This is a genomic window from Prochlorococcus marinus, from assembly GCF_001180245.1.
Lineage (GTDB): Bacteria > Cyanobacteriota > Cyanobacteriia > PCC-6307 > Cyanobiaceae > Prochlorococcus_A > Prochlorococcus_A marinus_F.
This window is the reverse complement of the sequence record NZ_CVSV01000067.1, coordinates 1-234: the sequence shown is the minus strand read 5'-3', so window position 1 is coordinate 234 and position 234 is coordinate 1. Positions and strand designations below refer to the sequence as shown.

Below are 234 nucleotides of genomic sequence, written 5' to 3'. Positions count from 1 at the left end.
AATTTTCAAATTCTTCTCCAAATCTATTTGCTAATCTCTTGTCGCCATGCCAAATTGCAAAAAGGTGATGCAAAACTAAGCCAATAGAAGTTACTAATGTGAATGATGTACCAATCCATAAAGTATGAGCAAAACACCAAATTATCTGACCAAATGCTTGTGGATGTCTTGTGATTCGCATTATCCCAGTTCCATAGATTCGTACTTTAGGTTTTAAAACAGAAGGAATTTCCA

At 34.6% G+C, this 234-nt stretch carries 1 protein-coding gene; it reads right to left on the bottom strand.

Annotation, left to right across the window (positions count from 1 at the left end; translation table 11 throughout):
* A partial coding sequence (locus AMO19_RS02615) for an NnrU family protein (protein ID WP_306452413.1) occupies nucleotides 1-234 on the bottom strand: 234 nt, incomplete at both ends.